Source organism: Enterobacter cloacae complex sp. 302F9 (genome assembly GCF_050030335.1).
GTDB classification, from domain to species: domain Bacteria; phylum Pseudomonadota; class Gammaproteobacteria; order Enterobacterales; family Enterobacteriaceae; genus Enterobacter; species Enterobacter hormaechei_C.
In genome coordinates this window covers 3,683,097-3,698,164 of sequence record NZ_JBLGUC010000001.1, presented here as the reverse complement: position 1 = coordinate 3,698,164, position 15,068 = coordinate 3,683,097, and the positions used below count along the sequence as shown (strand labels likewise).

At 56.0% G+C, this 15,068-nt stretch carries 13 protein-coding genes and 4 tRNA genes; 14 read left to right on the top strand and 3 right to left on the bottom strand.

Annotated features, from left to right (window positions below; all coding sequences use genetic code 11):
• Positions 1 to 59: 59 nt before the first annotated feature.
• The 14 genes from pncC to ACQG0T_RS17865 all read left to right on the top strand — a co-directional run bounded on the left by pncC (position 60) and on the right by ACQG0T_RS17865 (position 10,489).
• Positions 60 to 557, top strand: a complete 498-nt coding sequence (gene pncC, locus ACQG0T_RS17930) for a nicotinamide-nucleotide amidase (RefSeq protein ID WP_003862172.1) — start codon at positions 60 to 62, stop codon at positions 555 to 557.
• Between the two features lie 89 nt (positions 558 to 646).
• Positions 647 to 1,705 carry a recombinase RecA gene (gene recA / locus ACQG0T_RS17925; RefSeq protein WP_015571667.1) on the top strand — a complete coding sequence of 353 codons (1,059 nt, stop codon included), beginning with the start codon at positions 647 to 649 and terminating at the stop codon, positions 1,703 to 1,705.
• 68 nt (positions 1,706 to 1,773) lie between these two features.
• Positions 1,774 to 2,274: a recombination regulator RecX gene (gene recX / locus ACQG0T_RS17920; RefSeq protein ID WP_017382782.1), complete on the top strand. Its 501-nt coding sequence runs from the start codon at positions 1,774 to 1,776 to the stop codon at positions 2,272 to 2,274.
• A 131-nt stretch (positions 2,275 to 2,405) separates the two neighbouring features.
• Positions 2,406 to 5,033: an alanine--tRNA ligase gene (gene alaS / locus ACQG0T_RS17915; protein WP_047365802.1), complete on the top strand. Its 2,628-nt coding sequence runs from the start codon at positions 2,406 to 2,408 to the stop codon at positions 5,031 to 5,033.
• A 241-nt stretch (positions 5,034 to 5,274) separates the two neighbouring features.
• Positions 5,275 to 5,460 carry a carbon storage regulator CsrA gene (gene csrA / locus ACQG0T_RS17910; RefSeq protein ID WP_000906486.1) on the top strand — a complete coding sequence of 62 codons (186 nt, stop codon included), beginning with the start codon at positions 5,275 to 5,277 and terminating at the stop codon, positions 5,458 to 5,460.
• Positions 5,461 to 5,802: 342 nt separating this feature from the next.
• Positions 5,803 to 5,895 (top strand) — tRNA-Ser (locus tag ACQG0T_RS17905).
• Positions 5,896 to 5,899: 4 nt separating this feature from the next.
• A tRNA-Arg gene (locus tag ACQG0T_RS17900) sits at positions 5,900 to 5,976 on the top strand.
• A 64-nt stretch (positions 5,977 to 6,040) separates the two neighbouring features.
• A tRNA-Arg gene (locus ACQG0T_RS17895) sits at positions 6,041 to 6,117 on the top strand.
• A 64-nt stretch (positions 6,118 to 6,181) separates the two neighbouring features.
• Positions 6,182 to 6,258: transfer RNA gene (locus ACQG0T_RS17890), tRNA-Arg, on the top strand.
• Between the two features lie 126 nt (positions 6,259 to 6,384).
• The gene (gene yqaB, locus ACQG0T_RS17885) at positions 6,385 to 6,951 is read left to right on the top strand and encodes a fructose-1-phosphate/6-phosphogluconate phosphatase (protein WP_015571665.1); all 567 of its coding nucleotides are present in this window, start codon (positions 6,385 to 6,387) and stop codon (positions 6,949 to 6,951) included.
• Positions 6,948 to 7,376 (top strand): YqaA family protein, encoded by a 429-nt coding sequence (locus ACQG0T_RS17880; protein WP_017692791.1) that lies wholly within the window; start codon positions 6,948 to 6,950, stop codon positions 7,374 to 7,376. Before yqaB ends, ACQG0T_RS17880 begins: the two co-directional genes overlap by 4 nt.
• A gap of 83 nt (positions 7,377 to 7,459) precedes the next feature.
• Positions 7,460 to 9,004 carry a glutamate--cysteine ligase gene (gene gshA, locus ACQG0T_RS17875; RefSeq protein ID WP_252051864.1) on the top strand — a complete coding sequence of 515 codons (1,545 nt, stop codon included), beginning with the start codon at positions 7,460 to 7,462 and terminating at the stop codon, positions 9,002 to 9,004.
• Between the two features lie 151 nt (positions 9,005 to 9,155).
• Positions 9,156 to 9,671, top strand: coding sequence for an S-ribosylhomocysteine lyase (luxS, locus tag ACQG0T_RS17870; RefSeq protein WP_017382778.1), 516 nt, complete (start codon positions 9,156 to 9,158; stop codon positions 9,669 to 9,671).
• Positions 9,672 to 9,724: 53 nt separating this feature from the next.
• Positions 9,725 to 10,489, top strand: a complete 765-nt coding sequence (locus tag ACQG0T_RS17865) for an AraC family transcriptional regulator (protein ID WP_003862181.1) — start codon at positions 9,725 to 9,727, stop codon at positions 10,487 to 10,489.
• Here the strand turns inward: ACQG0T_RS17865 and leuA are convergent.
• From leuA to emrA, 3 genes are all read right to left on the bottom strand, one after another.
• A complete protein-coding gene (gene leuA, locus ACQG0T_RS17860; RefSeq protein ID WP_017382777.1) occupies positions 10,476 to 12,131 on the bottom strand; it encodes a 2-isopropylmalate synthase in 1,656 nt (551 codons plus the stop codon). The two genes, ACQG0T_RS17865 and leuA, sit on opposite strands and share 14 nt — an antisense overlap.
• A 185-nt stretch (positions 12,132 to 12,316) precedes the next feature.
• On the bottom strand, positions 12,317 to 13,864 hold the full coding sequence (emrB, locus tag ACQG0T_RS17855; protein WP_252051866.1) for a multidrug efflux MFS transporter permease subunit EmrB: 1,548 nt from the start codon (positions 13,862 to 13,864) through the stop codon (positions 12,317 to 12,319).
• 16 nt (positions 13,865 to 13,880) lie between these two features.
• Positions 13,881 to 15,053 carry a multidrug efflux MFS transporter periplasmic adaptor subunit EmrA gene (gene emrA, locus ACQG0T_RS17850; protein WP_017382776.1) on the bottom strand — a complete coding sequence of 391 codons (1,173 nt, stop codon included), beginning with the start codon at positions 15,051 to 15,053 and terminating at the stop codon, positions 13,881 to 13,883.
• Positions 15,054 to 15,068: the final 15 nt, after the last annotated feature.

Sequence of the window (15,068 nt, the reverse complement as noted above, 5' to 3'; positions counted from 1 at the left end):
CATATTTGATGAGAAAGTGCTATCTTGTGCTGCATGTTTTTCTAAGGCCTGGAGCGAGAATGACTGACCATGAATTGATGCAGCTAAGCGAAGTGGTGGGGCTGGCGCTGAAACAGCGCGGCGCGACTCTCACGACCGCAGAATCCTGCACCGGCGGCTGGGTGGCGAAAGCAATTACCGATATTGCTGGCAGTTCCGCCTGGTTTGAACGCGGCTTTGTGACCTACAGTAACGAGGCGAAAGCGCAGATGATCGGCGTGCGTGAAGCCACGCTTGAGCAGCATGGCGCGGTCAGCGAGCCGGTGGTGATCGAGATGGCGATTGGCGCGCTGAAAGAGGCGCGCGCAGATTACGCTATCTCCATCAGCGGTATCGCGGGGCCGGACGGCGGCAGCGACGTGAAGCCTGTCGGCACCGTCTGGTTTGGCTTTGCCACCTCAAAAGGCGAAGGGATCACCCGCCGGGAATGCTTCAGCGGCGACCGCGAAAGCGTGCGTCGTCAGGCAACGGAATACGCGTTAAAAACGCTCTGGCAACAATTTCTACAAAATACTTGATACTGTATGACTATACAGTATAATTGCCTCAACAGAACAGAAGTCCATGGTGAAGCGCAGTTGCTTCTCCCGGCATGACAGGAGTAATAATGGCTATCGACGAAAACAAACAGAAAGCGTTGGCGGCAGCACTGGGCCAGATCGAAAAGCAATTCGGTAAAGGCTCCATCATGCGCCTGGGTGAAGACCGTTCCATGGATGTGGAAACTATCTCCACTGGTTCGCTTTCTCTTGATATCGCACTGGGCGCTGGCGGTTTGCCGATGGGCCGTATCGTAGAAATCTACGGTCCGGAATCCTCGGGTAAAACTACCCTGACGTTGCAGGTTGTTGCGGCGGCACAGCGCGAAGGTAAAACCTGTGCGTTTATCGATGCCGAGCACGCGCTGGACCCGGTCTATGCCCGTAAACTGGGCGTTGATATCGACAACCTGCTGTGCTCCCAGCCGGACACCGGCGAGCAGGCACTGGAAATTTGTGACGCGCTGGCGCGCTCAGGCGCGGTTGACGTGATCATCGTCGACTCCGTTGCGGCGCTGACGCCAAAAGCGGAAATTGAAGGTGAAATCGGTGACTCTCACATGGGCCTCGCGGCACGTATGATGAGCCAGGCGATGCGTAAGCTGGCGGGTAACCTGAAGCAGTCCAATACGCTGCTGATCTTCATCAACCAGATCCGTATGAAAATTGGTGTAATGTTCGGTAACCCGGAAACCACCACCGGCGGTAACGCTCTGAAATTCTACGCTTCTGTCCGTCTGGATATCCGCCGTATCGGTGCGGTGAAAGAAGGGGATAACGTAGTCGGTAGCGAAACCCGCGTGAAGGTTGTGAAGAACAAAATCGCAGCACCGTTCAAACAGGCTGAGTTCCAGATCCTCTACGGCGAAGGTATCAACTTCCTCGGCGAGCTGGTTGACCTGGGCGTGAAAGAGAAGCTGATTGAAAAAGCGGGCGCATGGTACAGCTACAACGGTGACAAGATTGGTCAGGGTAAAGCGAATGCTATCTCCTGGCTGAAAGAGAACCCGGCGGCGGCGAAAGAGATTGAGAAGAAGGTGCGTGAACTCCTGCTGAACAACCAGGACTCTAAACCTGATTTCGTGGTCGACGGCGCGGATGCTGAAGAAACCAACGAAGACTTTTAATCCTCTCGGATAAAAATGAAGGGCTGCTGATGCGGCCCTTTTTGCATTTCTGAATCGACAGGTTTTTTATGAGTGAACCGACATCACGCCGACCAGCCTACTCACGCTTGCTGGATCGGGCCGTGCGTATTCTTGCCGTGCGTGACCATAGCGAACAGGAGCTGCGGCGGAAACTGTCAGCGCCCGTCATGAGCAAAAACGGTCCGGAAGATATTGATGCCACCGCGGAAGATTATGACCGCGTGGTTGCCTGGTGCTACGAGCATCACTATCTGGATGACGGCCGTTTTGCCGCTCGCTTTCTTGCCAGCCGTGGTCGTAAAGGCTATGGGCCAGCGCGTATCCGCCAGGAGCTGAACCAGAAAGGGGTAGCTCGTGAATCGATTGAAAAAGCCATGCGCGAAAGTGAAATTGACTGGTGCGAACTGGCGCGTGAGCAGGCGGTACGAAAGTACGGTGAGCCGCTGCCGCGTGAATTTTCAGAAAAAGTTAAAATCCAGCGCTTTTTGCTCTACCGCGGCTTCCTGATGGAAGATATTCAGGATATCTGGCGTAATTTTACCGATTGAACGCATGCGGGATTTTACTTCCCACTAAAGAAAACTTATCTTATTCCCACTTTTTCCAGTAGCTGGTCCGTCCAACTGTTTACAGATACAGATCTGCTGCGACATTTCGTTAGCTTGATTTCAGGATAATTATGAGCAAGAGCACCGCTGAGATCCGTCAGGCGTTTCTCGATTTTTTCCATAGTAAGGGACACCAGGTTGTTGCCAGCAGCTCCCTGGTACCGAACAATGACCCGACTCTGCTGTTTACCAACGCCGGGATGAACCAGTTCAAGGATGTGTTCCTTGGTCTCGACAAGCGTAATTATTCCCGCGCCACAACCTCACAGCGTTGCGTGCGTGCGGGCGGTAAACACAACGATCTGGAAAACGTCGGTTACACCGCGCGCCACCACACCTTCTTCGAAATGCTGGGTAACTTCAGCTTCGGCGACTATTTCAAACACGACGCCATTCAATACGCGTGGGAACTGCTGACCGGTGAAAACTGGTTCAATCTGCCGAAAGAGCGTCTGTGGGTGACCGTGTATGAGACCGATGACGAAGCGTTCGACATCTGGGAAAAAGAAGTGGGTATCCCGCGCGAACGTATCATCCGTATCGGTGACAACAAAGGCGCGCCTTACGCGTCTGATAACTTCTGGCAGATGGGCGACACCGGCCCTTGCGGTCCGTGCACCGAGATCTTCTACGATCATGGCGACCACATCTGGGGTGGCCCTCCGGGAAGCGCGGAAGAAGATGGCGATCGCTACATTGAGATCTGGAACATCGTCTTCATGCAGTTCAACCGTCAGGCCGACGGCACCATGGAGCCGCTGCCAAAACCGTCCGTAGATACCGGTATGGGCCTTGAGCGTATCGCGGCCGTTCTGCAACACGTTAACTCCAACTATGAGATTGACCTGTTCAGCACCCTGATCAAAGCCGTTGCTGAGGTAACGGGCGCAACCGATCTGAGCAACAAATCACTGCGCGTTATCGCAGACCATATTCGTTCCTGTGCGTTCCTGATTGCTGACGGCGTTACCCCGTCGAATGAAAACCGTGGCTATGTGCTGCGTCGTATCATTCGTCGTGCGATCCGCCATGGCAACATGCTGGGCGCGAAGGACACCTTCTTCTATAAACTCGTTGGGCCACTGATTGGCGTGATGGGCTCTGCCGGTGACGAGCTGAAACGCCAGCAGGCGCAGGTTGAACAGGTTCTGAAAACCGAAGAAGAGCAGTTTGCCCGTACGCTGGAGCGCGGTCTGGCGCTGCTGGACGACGAGCTGGCGAAACTCAAGGGCGACACGCTGGATGGCGAAACCGCTTTCCGCCTGTACGACACCTATGGCTTCCCGGTTGACCTGACCGCGGACGTTTGCCGCGAGCGCAACATCAAAGTTGACGAAGCAGGCTTTGAAGCCGCAATGGAAGAGCAGCGTCGTCGTGCGCGTGAATCCAGCGGTTTTGGCGCGGACTACAATGCGATGATCCGTGTTGATAGCGCGTCTGAATTTAAAGGCTACGAAGAGCTGGCCCTGACCAGCAACGTGACCGCGCTGTTTGTTGACGGTAAAGCCGTAGACAGCATTAGCGCGGGCCAGGAAGCGGTTGTTATCCTGGATAAAACGCCGTTCTATGCGGAATCGGGCGGCCAGGTTGGCGATAAAGGCGAACTGAAAGGCAATGGCTTCAGTTTCAGCGTAAGCGATACCCAGAAATACGGTCAGGCAATTGGTCACCAGGGCAAACTGGTTTCCGGCTCTCTGAAAGTGGGCGAGGGCGTTCAGGCCAACGTTGACGAAGCTCGCCGCGCGCGCATTCGTCTGAACCACTCGGCAACCCACCTGATGCACGCAGCCCTGCGCGAAGTGCTGGGTACGCACGTTGCACAGAAAGGTTCTCTGGTTAATGACAAAGTGCTGCGTTTCGACTTCTCGCATTTTGAAGCGATGAAGCCGTCTGAAATTCGTGCGGTGGAAGACCTGGTGAATGCCCAGATCCGTCGTAACCTGCCAATCGAAACCCACATCATGGATCTCGAGGCAGCGAAGAAGAAAGGTGCGATGGCGCTGTTTGGCGAGAAATATGACGACCGCGTTCGCGTGCTGAGCATGGGCGACTTCTCTACCGAACTGTGTGGCGGTACTCACGCATCCCGCACCGGTGACATCGGCTTGTTCCGCATCGTTTCCGAGTCGGGGACGGCGGCAGGCGTGCGCCGTATTGAGGCGGTGACCGGGGAAGGCGCAATTGCCAGCCTGCATGCGCAGAGCGACCAGCTGCACGAGATCGCGCAGTTGCTGAAAGGCGATAGTCAGAACCTGGGCGAAAAAGTGCGTGTCGCGCTGGATCGTACCCGTCAGCTGGAAAAAGAACTCCAGCAGCTGAAAGAACAGGCTGCGGCGCAGGAGAGCGCAAACCTCTCCAGCAAAGCGGTAGACATTAAGGGCGTCAAACTGCTGGTCAGCGATCTGGCGGGCGTTGAGCCTAAGATGCTGCGTACCATGGTCGACGATCTGAAGAACCAGCTTGGTTCGACGGTTATCGTGCTGGCAACGGTCGCAGAGGGTAAGGTTTCTCTGATTGCGGGCGTCTCTAAGGATGTGACGGATCGTGTTAAAGCAGGGGAACTGATTGGCATGGTCGCCCAGCAGGTGGGTGGCAAAGGTGGCGGTCGTCCGGACATGGCGCAAGCCGGTGGTACGGATGCGGCGGCACTTCCCGCGGCATTAGCCAGCGTTGAAAGCTGGGTAAGCGCGAAACTGTAATAACTACAAAGCACAAGCAGACGCCATAGCGGTAACGTTATGGCGTCTTGCTCACTGCGCTATCGATAACGATAAAGTCAGGTTGAGTTTGTGTATATCGGCTAAACTTACGTTTAACAGAATGTGATGCCGTGACTGCTTACACTTTACGTGTTTGTCATCGCTTACTTTTTGGCGTTATATGATGGATAATGCCGGGATACAAGAGACCCGACTCTTTTAATCTTTCAAGGAGCAAAGAATGCTGATTCTGACTCGTCGAGTTGGTGAGACCCTCATGATTGGGGATGAGGTCACCGTGACAGTTTTAGGGGTAAAGGGTAACCAGGTACGTATTGGTGTTAACGCTCCTAAAGAAGTATCTGTCCACCGTGAAGAGATCTACCAGCGTATCCAGGCTGAAAAATCCCAGCAGTCCAGTTACTGATATTGTCGCGTCTCGCTGTCGGGCGAGACGCAACCCTCCTGCTATTTTTCCTGCATAAAGTTACCGTTCTATTTCAAACGCTTCGTTTTTGACCACTCTCATAATCTTATCTCATCCAAAAGACGCGCTTCTCTCAACACAATTCTGTGAAGATGCCTGCAAAATCCGCTTATAAAACACTCTCTTTGCGGCTTTTACATGCGAATTGGGTGCGAATTGTGCAAACGAAAAAAGCATGTGGAAAATTGTTTGACTTATAAGTCCCAGAAAGTAATATATGCGCCACGCAGCGACGAGAAGCTCTTAACGAGTTGCTCGAAGCACTCGAAAGAGGCGTTGTGTGGTGAGGTGGCCGAGAGGCTGAAGGCGCTCCCCTGCTAAGGGAGTATGCGGTCAAAAGCTGCATCCGGGGTTCGAATCCCCGCCTCACCGCCATTTTGCATCCGTAGCTCAGCTGGATAGAGTACTCGGCTACGAACCGAGCGGTCGGAGGTTCGAATCCTCCCGGATGCACCATCTATTACTTCATATTGCTTTCGAAGTGATATGAATATCGAGCAGTACAGTAGTAAATCCCGATGCATCCGTAGCTCAGCTGGATAGAGTACTCGGCTACGAACCGAGCGGTCGGAGGTTCGAATCCTCCCGGATGCACCATTTTTTACTTCATATTGCTTTTGAAGTGATATGAGTATCGAGAAGTACAGCAGTAAATCCCGATGCATCCGTAGCTCAGCTGGATAGAGTACTCGGCTACGAACCGAGCGGTCGGAGGTTCGAATCCTCCCGGATGCACCATCTCTTCTTGTGATCCCCTTCGATGTTTAGTTCTTAATCACTCTCATTGTTATCACTTCGCAATCAGCGACAAAAATCCCCTTTTACGATAAAGTAATGCTTTGTTAATCGTTTAGCGAGAGCACGATGTACGCACAGTATGACGGTTTGATCTTCGACATGGACGGCACCCTCCTGGATACCGAACCCACGCATCGTCAGGCCTGGACCGAAGTCCTGGGCCGTTACGGTATGCGTTTCGATTTACAGGCGATGATTGCCCTCAATGGATCGCCCACCTGGCGTATCGCACAGGCCGTGATTGAGCTGAATCAGGCCGATCTCGACCCGCATCAGCTCGCGCGTGAAAAAACCGACGCGGTAAAAGCCATACTGTTAGACACCGTGCAGCCTTTACCACTCATTGACGTCGTCAAGGAGTGGCACGGGCGTCGTCCTATGTCTGTCGGTACGGGCAGCGAGAGCGCGATTGCTGAAGCGCTACTCAACCACCTTGGCCTGCGCCACTATTTTTCTGCCGTCGTTGCCGCCGATCATGTTAAACATCACAAACCCGCACCGGATACCTTCCTGCTCTGTGCAGAATTAATGGGTGTTCCACCTGCAAAATGCGTGGTGTTTGAAGATGCTGATTTTGGCATTCAGGCCGCGCGTGATGCCGGAATGGCGGCGGTGGACGTTCGCTTACTGTGAGTGACGCGCTGTCACTCGCTTCATTATTCGCCAGCAGTTTTTTAAGCTCCACCCTCTTACCGGGGAATTCGGAAGTGGTGCTGGTGGCGATGCTGTTGTCCGGCGTAAGTCAGCCCTGGTTGCTGGTCTTAATAGCAACAATGGGTAATAGCCTTGGAGGGCTGACTAACGTTATTCTTGGACGTTTCTTTCCGCTACGCGAAAAATCTCGCTGGCAGGAAAAGGCAGTGGGCTGGCTAAAACGCTATGGCGCTGCCACGCTGTTATTAAGCTGGATGCCTGTAATAGGCGATTTACTGTGTCTGCTGGCGGGATGGATGCGCATTTCCTGGGGACCGGTGCTCTTTTTTTTGTGCCTTGGCAAGGCGTTACGCTATGTTTTACTGGCATGGGTAACACTACAGGGTATGACGTGGTGGCACTAATTGGTGGAATGAATTCGCGACCTTCAATCGTCAACCATTACAATTATGCTGAGTGACAATTTTTTGACAGGCGGGAGGTCAAATTGATCCCGGACGTATCACAGGCGATGGCCTGGCTGGAAAATCACCCTCAGGCACTGAAGGGTATTCAGCGTGGGCTTGAGCGCGAAACGCTGCGCGTAAATGCGGATGGTAGCTTAGCGACTACGGGACACCCGAAGGCGTTAGGCTCGGCGCTGACACATAAATGGATCACAACCGATTTCGCCGAAGCGCTGCTGGAGTTCATCACGCCAGTAGACGGTGATATTGATCATATGCTGACGATCATGCGCGACGTGCATCGCTTCACCGCCCGCAACCTCGGCGACGAGCGTATGTGGCCGCTCAGCATGCCGTGCTATATCGAGCAGGGGCAGGATATCGAGCTGGCGCAGTACGGCACCTCGAATATTGGTCGGCTGAAAACGCTGTATCGCGAAGGACTGAAAAATCGCTACGGCGCACTGATGCAGACGATCTCTGGCGTGCACTACAACTTTTCGCTGCCGATGGCGTTCTGGCAGGCGAAGTGCGGTGAAACGGATAAAGAAGCGATCTCCGCGGGCTACTTCCGCCTGATCCGCAACTACTACCGTTTTGGCTGGGTTATTCCGTATCTGTTCGGCGCGTCCCCGGCCATCTGTTCATCATTCCTGCAAGGGAAACCGACCACGCTGCCGTTCGAGAAGACCGAATGTGGTATGTATTACCTGCCGTACGCGACCTCCCTGCGCCTGAGCGACCTTGGCTATACCAATAAATCGCAAAGTAATCTCGGAATTACGTTTAACGATCTGCACGAATATGTGGCAGGCTTGAAGCGGGCGATAAAAACCCCGTCGGAAGAGTACGAAAAAATCGGCCTCGAAAAAGACGGTAAGCGCCTGCAAATTAACACTAACGTGTTGCAGATTGAAAATGAACTGTATGCGCCGATTCGTCCGAAGCGCGTGACGCGCAGCGGTGAAACACCGTCGGATGCGCTACAGCGCGGCGGGATCGAATACATTGAAGTGCGCTCGCTGGATATCAACCCGTTCTCACCGATTGGCGTTGACGAACAGCAGGTTCGCTTCCTTGACCTGTTTATGGTCTGGTGCGTACTGGCGGATGCGCCGGAAATGAGTTCCGACGAACTGCTGTGTACCCGTGCCAACTGGAATCGCGTGATTCTGGAAGGGCGCAAGCCGGGTCTGACGTTAGGTATTGGCTGTGAAACGGCTCAGTTCCCACTGTCTAAGGTAGGGAAGGATCTGTTCCATGACCTGAAGCGCGTAGCCCAGACGCTGGACAGCGTGTACGGCGGCGAAGCTTACCAGAAGGTCTGCGACGAACTGGTTGAAAGCTTTGATAACCCGGAACTGACATTCTCAGCACGTATTCTGCGTTCTATGATTGAGCAGGGAATTGGTGGCACAGGGCGTTCACTCTCAGCGGAGTACCGTGAGATGCTGATGCAGGAGCCGTTAGAGATCCTGAGCGAAGCGGATTTTGTGGCAGAGCGTGATGCGTCCGTTGTGCGTCAGAAAGAGGTCGAAGCGGCGGATACGGAGTCGTTTGAGGCGTTTCTGGCGAAGCAGGCCTGAACCAAAAGAAAAAGGCCACATCGCTGTGGCCAAAATATACATCTCTGAATTCAGGGATGATGATAACAAATGCGCGTCTTTCATATACTCAGACGCGCATTCTGTAGAAGAGTTCAGTTTATTTTAAAAAAATCACTATCGGAGGGGACGTATGCCGTTATTAGATAGCTTTACTGTCGACCATACCCGTATGGAAGCACCAGCAGTCCGCGTGGCGAAGACCATGAACACGCCGCACGGCGACACGATCACCGTTTTCGACCTGCGCTTCTGCGTGCCTAATAAAGAAGTGATGCCAGAGAAAGGCATTCACACGCTGGAACACCTGTTCGCCGGATTCATGCGCGACCACCTGAACGGCAACGGCGTGGAGATCATCGATATCTCTCCGATGGGCTGCCGCACCGGTTTCTACATGAGCCTGATTGGTCAGCCTGATGAGAAACGCGTCGCGGATGCGTGGAAAGCGGCGATGGAAGACGTGCTGAAGGTGAAAGAGCAGAACCAGATCCCTGAGCTGAACGTTTACCAGTGCGGCACTTACCAGATGCACTCTCTGGAAGAAGCTCAGGAGATTGCCCGTCATATCATCGAACGTGATGTTCGTGTAAACAGCAATGACGAGCTGGCCCTGCCAAAAGAAAAACTTCAGGAACTGCACATTTAGTATCGTGCCTGTGGATGCCCGGTGGCGCTTCGCTGACCGGGCCTACAATCCTGATGACGACAACCACCACCTTCTCCTTTACCCATCGCCCGCTTGTGCCGTTTTCGCATGATTATGCTCATGGCGACAGCGAGCCGTGGCATCAGCACGACTGCGCGCAGCTCCTGCACAGCCTCACCGGCGTCGTGCGGGTCGATACCGCATCCGGCTGCTGGGTGGTGCCGCCCGGTCGCGGCGTCTGGCTACCTGCGGGTACGCAGCACGCCTTGCGCATCACCGGCAACGTTGCTGCCCGCACGCTGTTTATCGACCCGCTGGCGCGCGCCGATCTCCCGGCGACCTGCCAGATCGTGCAGATCTCGCCCCTGCTGCGCGAGCTGATCCTGACCTCCCTTACGCTTCCTGAATCTTACGCACCCGGAAGCCGCGATGAACGTGTTTATGAGCTGATCCTCGATGAAATTCGCCTCATGCCGGTACTGCCGTTTCACCTGCCCGAGCCGGAAAGCGAAGCGCTGCGCCACCTCTGCCAGCAGATTCGAATGGCCCCGGGAGAAAGCTGGAGCAGCGCCCAGGCCGCAGGTATTGTGGGGATGAGCGAACGCACGCTGAACCGTCATTTTCAGCAGCAGACAGGCCTGAGCTACGGCGAGTGGGTGAGAAGGGCGCGACTGCTGGAAGCCTTGGTGCGGCTGGCGCAGGGCCAGCCGGTATTACGCGTGGCGCTGGATCTGGGGTATGGCAGCCACAGCGCCTTTACGGCAATGTTTCGTCGGGTGATGGGTCTCTCACCCAGCGATTACTTCAGGAACGACTGACTGCGTTAAAAAGCGCCTGAATCGACGCGCGTGCCACGTCGCTGTCGATGCCCACGCCCCAGCGGCTGGTCCCATCCTGGAATAGGCAGCGGATATAGGCCACCGAGCGGCTGTCGCTGCGTTCGCCTAACGTATGTTCGTGATAATCCTTGATCACAAACGGTGCGTTGATCCAGCGGCTTAAGCCGTGAGCGGCGGCGGAGAGCAAACCGTTTCCCTGGCCTTCCAGCTGGCGGGTGCCCCCTTGCGTGGCGACGCTTGCCGTCAGCCGCAGCTGGCCGTCCTGCTGGCTGTCGCTGCGGTACGATTGCAGCGCTAATGGCGGGCTCGCCACCAGGCCGTAGCGGGCGCGGAACAGCTGCCAGAGCGCATTCTGCGTCATCTCTTTTCCATGGTTATCCGTTTCCTGCTGCACGTGCTGGCTAAAATCCTGTTGCAGGGCGCGAGGCAATTTCAGGCCGTGGTTTTGCTCAATAAGCCAGGCGCTTCCGCTTTTTCCTGACTGGCTGTTCACGCGGATCACCGCTTCATAGGTACAGCCAATATCCTGCGGGTCGACGGGCAGATAGGGCATCTCCCAGCGTTCGCCAGGCTTACGGGCATCGAAACCTTTCTTGATGGCATCCTGGTGCGAGCCGGAGAAGGCGGTGTAAGCCAGACGACCCGCCCACGGATGGCGCGGATGGACGGGCAGCTGGTTGCAGGTTTCTACCGTTTCAACCACCCGATTCATATCACTGAAATCCAGATTCGGGCTAATGCCCTGGCTGTAGAGGTTCATCGCCAGCGTCACCAGGCAGACGTTGCCCGTGCGCTCACCGTTACCAAACAGGCAGCCCTCCACGCGGTCAGCCCCGGCCATGACGGCCAGCTCTGCGCTGGCGACGCCGGTACCGCGATCGTTATGCGGGTGCACGCTGATACAGACGTCACTGCGGCGGCTGAAGTGGCGGCAGAAATACTCGATCTGGTCGGCATAGACGTTCGGCGTGCTCACCTCGACGGTAGCGGGCAGGTTGACGATCATCGGACGCGCCGCGCACGGCTGCCAGATCTCCGCCACGGCTTCACAAATCTCCAGCGCAAACTCCGGTTCGGTAAAGCAGAAGGTTTCCGGGGAGTACTCGTACTGCCAGCGGGTGTCAGGGTTCTCTTCACACAGCTGACGAATCAGGCGCGTCGCGCGCGTCGCCAGCTCGACGATTTGCGCTTTCTCCATGCCGAATACCAGACGGCGGAACAGCGGGGCGGTGGCGTTATACAGGTGAACGGTGGCCTGCTTCGCGCCGCGCAGGGAGTCGAAAGTGCGACGGATAAGATCGTCCCGCGCCTGCGTTAACACCTGAATGGTGACGTCATCCGGGATGCGGTTCTCCTCAATCAGCTGACGCACAAAATTGAAGTCCGTCTGCGAGGCGGACGGGAAGGCGACTTCGATTTCTTTAAACCCGCAGCTCAGCAGCAGATCCCAGAATTGCAGCTTGCGCGCGCTGTCCATCGGCTCGGCCAGCGCCTGGTTACCGTCGCGTAAGTCGGTCGAGAGCCAGCGCGGGGCGCGGGTGATAATCTGCTCCGGCCAGCGGCGGTCGGGCAACGAAAGGGTGGGGTAAGGCTGGTATTTTTCGGCGGGTGTGTTCAGCATGGTGCACTCCTGTTGTCTTTTCACTATCGTGAATCGATTTCAGGCGCGCTGCTTTATCGGAACTGACAATCGCTGTCGCGTTTTGGACAAGGGGGGCGATTGTTGCCCGGTGGCGCTGCGCTTACCGGGCCTACGATCGTAGGCCGGGTAAGGCGTAGCCGCCACCCGGCAACCCGTGCACAGGGCTAGTGCGCCCCACCGCCCCCGCTACCGGCCCCAAACGGTGGTTTGGCAAACCACACCAGCCCCAGCAGGACGATGAAGATCCCCGCCGATATCCAGAAAATCTCGTTTGCCGAGATAATCAGCCCCTGGTTGGTGATCTGCTGGGCAAGCCAGCCGGACGCCTGCTGCTCCGTCATCCCCATCCCCTCAAGCTGGCTATACATCTGCTGAGCGTTAGGGTTGAACGGGTGCACCGCTTCGGTGAGTTGAGCATGGTGCATCGATTCCCGGTTGGTCCACAGCGTGGTGGTGATCGAAGTCCCGATGGAGCCCGCCAGCGTACGGGTGAAGTTCGACAGGCTCGATGCCGCCGCCATCCGCTCAGGCGGTAAGCCGGAAAGCGTAATGGTGGTCAGCGGCATAAAGAAGCACGCTACGGCGAAGCCCTGAATAAACTGCGGCCACGCGGAGGCGCCAAAGTCCATTCCCGGTTCAAACGTATACGCGCGCCAGTAGAAGCACACGGCGTACATGATGAAGCTGAACGTCACCAGCCTGCGCATGTCGAGCTTATGGGCGAAACGGCCAATAATCGGCGACAGCAGAACCGGAATTAACCCCACCGGCGCGGAGGCCAGCCCCGCCCAGGTTGCGGTATAGCCGTACACCTCCTGCAACAGCTGCGGCAGCAGAACAATCGCGCCGAAGTAGAGCATATAGGCGAGACTGATACAGAGGCAGCCGATGGTGAAGTTTCGCGATTTAAACAGCGAGAGGTCGACTATCGGATTATCGTCCGTCAGCTCCCAGACAATCAGGAAGCTGATGGCCACCACGGCGACCACCGTCAGCACAATGATTTCCGTAGAGGCAAACCAGTCCAGCTCTTTGCCGCGGTCGAGCATGATTTGCAGGCTGCCGATGCCGACAACCAGCAGTGCCAGCCCGATGCCGTCGATCCGCCGCTGTTCGGTCCGCGTTTCGCGACCACGCAGAGACTGTAGCGTCATCAGCACCACCAGCGCACCGATGGGCACGTTGATGAAGAAGATCCAGCCCCAGTGATAGTTATCGCTGATATAGCCGCCGAGGATTGGCCCGCAAATTGGGGCGACGATCACCGTCATCGACCACAGCGCGAGCGCGATGGAGCGCTTGGCGGGCGGATAGTTGTTCAGCAGCAAACTCTGCGACAGCGGAATCAACGGCCCGGCGACAATCCCCTGGATGACGCGGAAGAAAATCAGCATCGTCAGGCTGCTGGACATGCCGCAGGCCCAGGAGGCCAGCACGAACAGGATCGTCGACCAGAGGAACAGCTTCACTTCACCGACGCGCTTCGCCAGCCAGCCGGTGATGGGAATGGAGATGGCGTTCGCCACCCCGAACGAGGTAATGACCCAGGTCCCCTGGCTCAGCGATGAGCCAAGGTTCCCGGCGATCGTAGGGATCGCCACGTTTGCGATGGTGGAGTCCAGCACCTGCATGAATGTCGCCAGCGACAGCGCAATGGTCATAATGACCAGCTGCGCCCCCTCCAGCGGTTTTTGCGGCTTTTGCTGTTGCATAACGCTCACCTTCGGCTTAACCGGCGTTTGCCTTCACGATGTCATCGATCAGCTTATTGACCGGATCGAGGCTAATTTCACGGGCGTTACTTTCATAAGCTGGCGTACTGCGCACCTGGCTTGCGAGGATCTGACCGTCGCGGTTGGCGGTATCGACCGTCACCAGCGTGGAAAGGCCAATTCGCAGCGGATGGTCTGCCAGCTGCTTAGGATCCAGCTCGATACGCACAGGCAAGCGCTGTACCACTTTGATCCAGTTGCCGGTGGCGTTCTGTGCAGGCAGCAGGCTGAACGCGCTGCCGGTCCCCATGTCCAGACCGACCACTTTTCCGGTGTACTTGACGTCATCGCCGTAAATATCGCTGACCACGGTCGCGGTCTGGCCGATACGCATATGCGCCAGCTGGGTCTCTTTGAAGTTCGCATCGACCCACAGATTGTTTGCCGGAACGACCGCCATCAGCGGCGTGGTGGTGCTAATCTGCGCCCCTGGCTGTACGGAACGACGGGAAACGTAGCCGGTCATCGGGCTGACGATTTTGGTACGTTGCAGGGCAAGCCATGCGTTACGCACTTCGGTCGCCGCCTGTTTCACCGCTGGCTGGTTTTCCAGAGAGGTACCCAGCACCATCGCCTGATTAGCGTTGTACTGTTGGATCGCCACGTCCAGTTGCGCCTGTGCGCTGGCCACCGCGTCGCGGGCGTGCTGCAACTCTTCACGGCCAATCAGGTTGGCGGTGCCGAGAGGAACACGACGATTGAGGTCGCTCTGCGCCTGAGCCAGGGCCGTTTTCTGCACGTCGATATTGGCCTGAAGCTGCTTGCTGTTGATCATCAGCTGGCGGGTCTGGCGAACGCTGGAGGCCAGCGCCGTCTGTGCTTTTTCAAACGCCTGTTGGGCGTCGGTCGGGTCGAGCGTGACCAGCACATCGCCTTTTTTCACAAAGTCGGTGTTATCAGCCCAGACTTTCGTCACGCTGCCTGACACCTGGGCCATGATTTGAACCTGATTCCCTGCCACGTATGCATCGTCTGTCTCTTCAACATGACGCAAGACTAAAAACCAATAGATCCCATATGCCACGGCAATAATAATAAAGAGCAAGGTCAGCAGAATAAGGGCGCTCTTACGTTTGCCCTTTTTGTTGGCCGGTTGCTGCGGGAGGGTGTTCTCCGCATTTGCGCTCATTGTTGTTCTCCACGA

Bases quoted from the DNA above. Each gene is read 5' to 3' on its own strand.
- emrB (WP_252051866.1), bottom strand. From the start codon at position 13,864: ATGCAACAGCAAAAGCCGCAAAAACCGCTGGAGGGGGCGCAGCTGGTC.
- pncC (WP_003862172.1), top strand. From the start codon at position 60: ATGACTGACCATGAATTGATGCAGCTAAGCGAAGTGGTGGGGCTGGCG.
- csrA (WP_000906486.1), top strand. From the start codon at position 5,275: ATGCTGATTCTGACTCGTCGAGTTGGTGAGACCCTCATGATTGGGGAT.
- leuA (WP_017382777.1), bottom strand. From the start codon at position 12,131: ATGCTGAACACACCCGCCGAAAAATACCAGCCTTACCCCACCCTTTCG.
- recX (WP_017382782.1), top strand. From the start codon at position 1,774: ATGAGTGAACCGACATCACGCCGACCAGCCTACTCACGCTTGCTGGAT.
- yqaB (WP_015571665.1), top strand. From the start codon at position 6,385: ATGTACGCACAGTATGACGGTTTGATCTTCGACATGGACGGCACCCTC.
- ACQG0T_RS17865 (WP_003862181.1), top strand. From the start codon at position 9,725: ATGACGACAACCACCACCTTCTCCTTTACCCATCGCCCGCTTGTGCCG.
- recA (WP_015571667.1), top strand. From the start codon at position 647: ATGGCTATCGACGAAAACAAACAGAAAGCGTTGGCGGCAGCACTGGGC.
- emrA (WP_017382776.1), bottom strand. From the start codon at position 15,053: ATGAGCGCAAATGCGGAGAACACCCTCCCGCAGCAACCGGCCAACAAA.
- alaS (WP_047365802.1), top strand. From the start codon at position 2,406: ATGAGCAAGAGCACCGCTGAGATCCGTCAGGCGTTTCTCGATTTTTTC.
- luxS (WP_017382778.1), top strand. From the start codon at position 9,156: ATGCCGTTATTAGATAGCTTTACTGTCGACCATACCCGTATGGAAGCA.